This is a genomic window from Halorussus marinus (assembly GCF_004521895.1).
GTDB lineage: Archaea > Halobacteriota > Halobacteria > Halobacteriales > Haladaptataceae > Halorussus > Halorussus marinus.
This window is the reverse complement of record NZ_SBIR01000004.1, coordinates 299,864-307,117: the sequence shown is the minus strand read 5'-3', so window position 1 is coordinate 307,117 and position 7,254 is coordinate 299,864. Positions and strand designations below refer to the sequence as shown.

The 7,254-nt window shown below is 69.1% G+C and carries 6 protein-coding genes and 1 pseudogene; 4 read left to right on the top strand and 3 right to left on the bottom strand.

Annotated features, from left to right (window positions below; genetic code table 11):
• Window positions 1-72: pseudogene (locus tag EPL04_RS07335) on the bottom strand (IS6 family transposase); the annotation flags it as partial.
• A 112-nt stretch (window positions 73-184) separates the two neighbouring features.
• Here EPL04_RS07335 and EPL04_RS07330 point away from each other — a divergent pair.
• A complete protein-coding gene (locus tag EPL04_RS07330; protein ID WP_134670673.1) occupies window positions 185-1,585 on the top strand; it encodes a hypothetical protein in 1,401 nt (466 codons plus the stop codon).
• A gap of 44 nt (window positions 1,586-1,629) precedes the next feature.
• Entirely contained in the window at window positions 1,630-2,463 is an 834-nt protein-coding gene (locus EPL04_RS07325; protein ID WP_134670672.1) for an MBL fold metallo-hydrolase, read from the top strand.
• Between the two features lie 21 nt (window positions 2,464-2,484).
• Here EPL04_RS07325 and EPL04_RS07320 read toward each other — a convergent pair whose 3' ends face one another.
• A complete protein-coding gene (locus tag EPL04_RS07320) occupies window positions 2,485-3,414 on the bottom strand; it encodes a WD40/YVTN/BNR-like repeat-containing protein (RefSeq protein WP_134670671.1) in 930 nt (309 codons plus the stop codon).
• Window positions 3,415-3,544: 130 nt separating this feature from the next.
• On the opposite strand from EPL04_RS07320, the gene EPL04_RS07315 reads away from it, so the two are divergent.
• Together EPL04_RS07315 and EPL04_RS07310 are read left to right on the top strand one after the other, a co-directional pair.
• Entirely contained in the window at window positions 3,545-5,386 is a 1,842-nt protein-coding gene (locus EPL04_RS07315; RefSeq protein ID WP_134670670.1) for an AAA family ATPase, read from the top strand.
• Window positions 5,387-5,460: 74 nt separating this feature from the next.
• Window positions 5,461-6,360 (top strand): hypothetical protein, encoded by a 900-nt coding sequence (locus EPL04_RS07310; protein WP_209019589.1) that lies wholly within the window; start codon window positions 5,461-5,463, stop codon window positions 6,358-6,360.
• 8 nt (window positions 6,361-6,368) lie between these two features.
• Here EPL04_RS07310 and EPL04_RS07305 read toward each other — a convergent pair whose 3' ends face one another.
• Window positions 6,369-7,124 carry a hypothetical protein gene (locus EPL04_RS07305; protein ID WP_134670669.1) on the bottom strand — a complete coding sequence of 252 codons (756 nt, stop codon included), beginning with the start codon at window positions 7,122-7,124 and terminating at the stop codon, window positions 6,369-6,371.
• Window positions 7,125-7,254 lie beyond the last annotated feature (130 nt).

The following is a 7,254-nucleotide window of genomic DNA, read 5'->3' as shown; positions in this document are numbered from 1 at the left end:
TGTCCGTTCACGCTCCACAAACTCCAAGTCGATCCAGTCACTACAACCGCTGAGGCGGGTGATTTTGGCCATGGATCAGCACAAAATCACTCCCGCCTCATCCTTCACTCTTAACTAAACACGACCGCCGGAGTGGCAACTACACCTAAGTCCGTGGGTGGTGTCTCTCACTACGGTGGGGAATATGACACGCGATACGACAGCCGAAACTGAAATCACGACCGACCGAGAGACGATTCGCACCTGGCTCGACGAGACCGGTGCCGAACCGGCGTACGTCGACGACGAGTCGGGCGCGCGCCACCTCCACGTCCGTCACCCGGACGACGACACCGACGAGTCGTTCGAGGAGACGACGTGGGACGACTTCTTCGACCGGCTCGAAGACGACGAGATGGTGCTCGTCCGCCATCCCGACCGACGGGGCGGCGACCAGTTCGAGCTCCTGAGCCGGACCGAAGCGATGGAGCGAGCGACCCTCGACGACGAGGAGATCGAGCGCTCGCTGTTGGACGGGGAGGTCGTCACGAGCGAGATCACCGAGACGAAGGTGATCGAACGAACCGTCCAGGAGACAGAGACCATCGAGAGCGAGGTGATCGACAGCGAGGTCGTCAGCGACGAGGTCGTCGGCGACCGGCTCGTGCGCCGCGAGATCGCGGGCATCCACCTCGGCGAGGAGGACGACCGCATCGCGGTCGTCGAGGACGACGAGACGCTGGGCTGGGAGGACGAACGAGACGAGCTCGAACACGAGATCGTCACCCTCGACGTCGACGAGACCCGGGAGGTCACCCGCGAGATCGTCGAGCGCAAGACCGTCGAGAGCCGAGTGGTCGACCGAGAGGTCGAGGGGACCGAGACCGTCGAGTCCGACACCTTGGAAGGGTCGGTCGACCTCGAAGGCGTCCACCGCACCATCCTCGAGAGCGACATGCTGGGCGGCGAGCTGGTCACCGAGGACGTGGTCGAGGGCGACCATATGGAAAGCGAGTTCACCGAGGACGCGACCATCCTGACCGAGCTCTACGAGCGCCGGACCGTCGAAGACGAGGTCCTCGAACGCAAGCGACTCACCTTCGAGCTCGTAGAAGAGGAGACGATCAGCACCGAGACCATCGCCACGACCAGCATCGAAAGCGAGCTACTCGGCACCGAGGAGACCACCGAAATCGTCGGAGCCGACGCGGAGGCCGTCGGCGCGGACGAGACCACCGCGACGACCGGTGTGGAGACGTCCGACGAGGCGACCGCGATGGGCGAAACGCCGTCCGACGAGACGACCGCGATGGGAGAGACCCCGTCCGAGGAGCCGATCGCGGACGACGACACCGCGACCGCGTCGGTCGTCCCCGACGACGACGATGTCGGCAAGCACGTCATCGACGCCCAAGACGAGCAGATCGGCGTTGTGACGGAGGTCGACGAGGAAACCGGCTCCGTCTACGTCGACCCGAACCCCGGACTCGCCGAGCGCATCAAGACCCGATTCGGGTGGGAGAGCCACGACGACGACGCGTACGCCGTCGAGGCCGACAGCATCGACGAGATCACCGACGACGAGGTGCGACTCCGGAGCTTCTGACCCGAAGAACAACACTTACCTCTTTTCTCGGCCCAGTTGGCCGCATGAGGATACACAGCGACTGGGGCGACTGGCTCGTCCGCGACGTCGAGGACGCCGACCCCGACGGGATCGCGGTCTGGTATCTCGGTTGCAACGGGTTCGTTCTCAAGGCGGCCGACACCACGCTGTTCGTCGACCCGTACCTCGGGATCGGCGATCCGCCCCGGACGGTCCGGATGATCCCGGTCCCGTTCGACCCCGCGGACGTGACCGAGGCCGACGCGGTGTTCGCGACCCACGAGCACACCGACCACGTTCACGGCCCGAGTCAGGCCCCGATTCTGGAGGCCACCGGCGCGACCTTCTACGCGCCCGACGACAGCCTCGCGGTCGCCCGCGAGGACGAAGCGTGGACCGACGAGTGGGCGATCGACGACGACCAGTTCGGCGAGGTCAAGGCGGGCGACACCGTCGAGGTCGGCGCGTTCACGGTCCACGTCGAGCCGGCCAACGACCCCGACGCGTCCCACCCGGTGAGCTACGTGTTCGAGCACGACGGGGACACGTTCTTCCACGGCGGCGACACCAAGCCGAGCGAGGAGTTCGAGCGCGTCGGCGACGCCTACGACATCGACCTCGGCGTGCTGGCGTTCGGGACCGTGGGCAACATCCCGGACAAGGAGACCCGCGAACCGAAGCGCACGCGGTGGTACAACGACGAGAATCAGGCGATCGAGGCCGCCAGCGACCTCGGCGTCGACCGCCTGCTCCCGACCCACTGGGACATGTGGAAGGGACTGACCGCCGACCCGACGGCGCTCTACCACCACGCGCGGAGCTTCGAGCACCCGCGACGCCTCGAACTCGCCGAGATCGGCGACCGGGTCGACGTCTGAGTCCGGTAGCGACCGACCGGCTCAGACCGGACAGAGCGAGCGCACGCCCGCCGGCAGGGTTCCGCCCTGCACCCAGCCGTCGAGTTCGCGGACGATGATGCGGCCGCGGTTCGTGGCCGCGAGCACCTCGCCGTCGCGAGCGGCCCACGCGAGCACGACCTCCTCGGGGCGGCCCGGGTACGCCAGCGCCTCGAACTCGGGCGGCTCCGTCCTCGACTCGAACAGCGCCGCGTCGGCCCCCGACGAACCCTGCCACGTCCCGGGCGACGATCGGGCGGCCGCCGCGTAGAGCACGCCGTCGGCCTCGAACGCCTCGCGGAAGTAGGTGTGGTCGAGGTCCCGGTCGAGCCGGGTCCACGACTCGCCCGCGTCGCGGGTCCGGTAGAGCCCGCCGCCACAGGAGGCGACGTACTCGTCGGGGCCGCGAACGAGGACGTGGTGGACGTCGTCTTGCAGGCCGTCCCGGCGCTCGGTCCACGTCTCGCCGCGGTCGTCGCTGACGTGGACGCCGCCGACCTCCACGCCCGCGACGAGGCGGTCGGGCGCGTCCGGGTGGGCGCCGAGGCTCCGGACGTGGGCCTCGTCGCGGTGGCGCGGGGTGTACCACTCCTCGCGCGAGGGGAGGTCTTGCAATCCCGCCAGTTCGGTCCACGAGCCGCCGTCGTCCGCCGAAACGTAGAGGTGGGCGGGATGGGTACCCGCGTAGAGGCGCTCGCCCGCCGGATCGCCGAGCACCGAGTACACCTCCTCGCGGGGGACGCCGAGGTCGATCCACGAGTCGCCGCCGTCGGTCGATCGGTACAGCCCGGACTTCGTGGCCGCGAAGACGCCGTCCCAACCGTCGAACCGCCGAATCCGCATCGTTCGCCCCGCGTCCAGCACCCGTCGGGCGGACTCGAATCGCGGCCCGGCCGTCCGGTACACGCCGTCGTCGGTCCCTGCGAGTAGCATGGTCGCCCATACGGCGGGCCGCGTCAAATAGCTGGGTTCGAGCCGACCCGGGCGCGACCGGCTCTGTCGCGCCGGTCGTTTCGCCCGCGACGGCGTGTGATTTATATGGCCGTTCTGGGATGGTCATCACATGAGCGACAGCATGACCGAGGTCGTAACCGCCGAGGAGGGCGGTGTCGTCGTCGAGAAGTCATTCGAGGGCGACGAGTTCGCGGTCCCCGCGATCAAGTTCGTGATCCGGAGCGAGCGAGACGACTCGACGACGATCACGCTGGCCGACGACGTTCCCGAGTCGTTCCCGATGGACAACGTCGGCTTCCACCCCGACTACGAGAACGACAACTGGACGGCCTACAAGGACCACCGGGTCCAGTTCGAGCGCGAACTCGACCCCGGCGAGGAGCTGGTCACGGTGTACGGCGTCCGACTCGGCGAGGACGACGACCCCTCGATCTTCCTCGGATCGCCCACCATCGAGCAGGTCGCCCCCGCCTCGGTCGGCGGGACCGACGAGGCGGACGGCGGCCCGGACCCCCTCGGCGGAGACGTCGGCGACGACGACCCCCTCGAGGACGGCCCCGATCCGCTCGGCGGCGAGGTGGGCGGTCCGGAGGGCAACACCATCACCGACATCGTCTCCGAGGAGGACAGCCAGATCGTTCGGGACGTGGTCGCCGGCGAGGAAGACCTCTCGCTCGACGACGAGGCGGACGCGCCGACCGACGGCGACGAGCCGCTTGCCGACCCCGACGGGGAAGCCGGCGCGGGCGAAGAGTCGGACCCGCTGGCCGAGGACGAGGCGTCGGCGGGCCCGCCGGACGAGGACGGCGAGCCGTCGACCGACGACCTCGACGAGGCCGACCCGCTCGGTGCCCCGGACGAGCGACCAGCGGACGCCGACGACCCGAGCGCGCCCGACGAGGGAACCGACGATTCGACGGGTAGCGTGTCCGACGAAGGAGTCGACGACCCGATGGGCGACGAGCCCGACGAGGCGACGCCGGCCGCCGACCACGAGCCCGATTCGTCGGCGGACGCCGGAACCGCCTCGCCGCCGACCCCGGGGAGCGTCGCGGCCACGCTCGCCGAGGAGATCCGCGCGGGCGAGGTGTCCGACGACGACCTCGACGTCATCCAGCGCGAGCTCGACGTCGAGACGCCAGAGAGCACCAACGTCCGCATCCGGCACCTCCAGTCGCGAGTCGAGGACCTCTCGGCGTACACCGAGGCCCTAGAGGAGTTCATCGACGAGAACGGCGTGGCCGAGGACGTGTTCGCGGACTTCGAGACCGACATCGCGAGCCTCCGGGCCGACGTCGAGGCGTTCGAGGACGAGGTTCAGGCGATCCGGACCGATGCCGACGACACCGACGACCGGGTCGCGGAGCTGGACTCTTCGCTCTCGGGCGTCGAATCGGAGGTCGACGAGGTGGCCGAGGGGCTGGCGGCGGTCGAAGAGGACCTCGACGACGTGGCCGACCTCGACGCGGTCGAGGCGTTGCGCGAGGACCTGACCGATCTGGAGGCCGACCTCGATTCGGTCGGCGACCTGCGCGAGCAGGTGTCGGCGCTGGAGGCCGAACTCGAGGACGCCGGGGACTTCGAGGCGGAGTTCGACGCCCTCGACGACCGGATCGACGACCTCGAAGAGCTCGTCGGCGCGAACACCGAGGACGTGACCGCGGTCGGCGCCGAGGTCGAGGAGCTGACCGACGAGATGGCCGACCTCCGGACCGAGATCGAGGCCGCGACCGACGCGGCCGAGGAGATCGAGTCGGTGGCGGCCGACGTCGAGTCGCTGTCGGACGACCTCGACGCGCTGGAGGAGAACCTCACCGCGCGCGTCGAGAGCGTCGAAGACGAGGTCGCCGACATCCGCGAGGGCGTCGAGCGCGACGTCGCCGACATCCGCGAGGAGATCGACGGCATCCAGGAGTGGCGCGACCGGATCAGCGACGTGTTCGGCAACTGAGCCGGCCGCCGGCATTCGACCGCCGACGACCGGAAGCGCAACGCGTTTACTTTTGCCGTGCCATCTCGGGGACAATGACTGAGACGATTCCGGTCGCGGTCCCGCGAAAGGGGCGCCCGCTCGAAGCGGTGCTCGACCGCGTGGCCGACGAGACGGGCGCGGAGTCGGTCGCCGACACGATCATCTCGACGCTCCGCTACGAGAAGGCCGTCACGAAGGGCGATCAGGCCGCCGAGACGGGGGCCTACGAGCGACTCGCCGACTACAGCAACCCCGACGAGCCGACTCGGCCCGACTACACGCTGTTGCGCGACGACCGGGCGGGCAAGCCCCGTCGGATCGTCTTCGACAGCGTCACGATCCCCGCCGACGGCGTCGACCTCCGACTCGTCGGTCGCGAGGAGCCGTTCCGGGCGCTCCGCAAGCACGAGTTCGCGCTGGGGTTCGACAGCGCCGACCTCGTGCTCGAAGAGGTCGTCGAGCTCCGACCCGATCCCCTGACCCGGATCGCCGACGTGAACGCCCGCGTCGACCCCCACGACACCGACGTCAGGGTCGTCGAGGGGATGGGCGACACCGTCTACCACACGCTGATGGCGACCCCCGAAGCGCTCCCGCAAGGCGACCAGCCCACCCGAGAGTTTCTCACCGACTACGAGGGGAAACTGTGTATCTCGCCGCGATACGAACGGCTCGTCGAGGCGGTGTTGGGGACCCGAAACACCGAGACGCTGGAGTTTGCCTACCCGACCGAAGACGAAGAAGAGGAGGCCGCCATCGCGGAGACCGGCCTCGGCGTCTACCTCACGGTGACGGGCTCGACCGCCCGCGAACACGGGCTCGTCGTGGGCGAACAGCTGTTCCCGAGCGAGACGGTGCTGATGGAGAACTGCTCTGAGTCGACGCCGGGCGTCGAGCGGGCGGCCGACCTCTTCGTGCGGGCCGAGACCGAGACCGAGATGGCGATCTACTGAGCCCGGTCTCACTCGCAGGTCCCGGTGCGTATCCGTATCGGCCGATCGAGATCGAGCGAGACGCGCTCGGAGACGCCTGCCGACCCGGAGAGAAACTCCCAGTCGGTGATCTCGCCCTCGTAGTGTTCGCCCTCGAGCGCGGCGTCCTCGTTGAATCCCGGGCGGACGACGACGTCGAAGTTCTCGCCGAGACCGCGGAACGCGCCGCCGTCGGTGCCGGCTTTCCCCCAGGTCCAGTCGACGACGTGTTCGGACCCGTCGACCCGCCAGCGGTCGAAGTTCGTGGACGCGACCACGCCGGTGTTCGGGTTCCGATAGAAGTCGTCTCTGACGGCCCACTCGCCGCCCGACGGGAGTCCGTCGAGCCCGAACGTGACCGACCCGCCGATCGACGACTCGATCCGGCCGTGGACGACGACGAGGCTCAGCCCCTTCGGGCCCCGGTAGAGCAAGAGGAGGCTCGTCTTTTCTCGCTGGAGCTCCACGGTCCCGGCCGAGGCGTAGCGCGTGGCGAAGCCGATCGAGGCGCCGTTCTCCTCGGAGACGTACTTCTTTGGGAGCTGGTAGTCGTAGAACTCCTCGACGGGGAGCCGGCCCCGCACCGGCGCCACCGGCTCACACCGGTCGCCCTGGACGACCGCGTAGTCGGACGCCCGTCGCCGCTGAGTCGCCGCGCCCCCGCCCGCGAAGGCTCCGAGGACGCCCGTTCCGAGGGCGCTCAGGAGCGCTCGCCGCGAGACGGTCGATCGCTGGGTTCGCCTCATCTGCCACCGATCAGAGGAGGCAGTCGGCCTTTGTTATCCGGGCGTTACGCCGCCCCGACTCCGACGCGCGGCCTCGACCGGCCGGTCGGTCTCCCGTCCATCGCAGAAACGCGGCGATAACGTGCGGTGG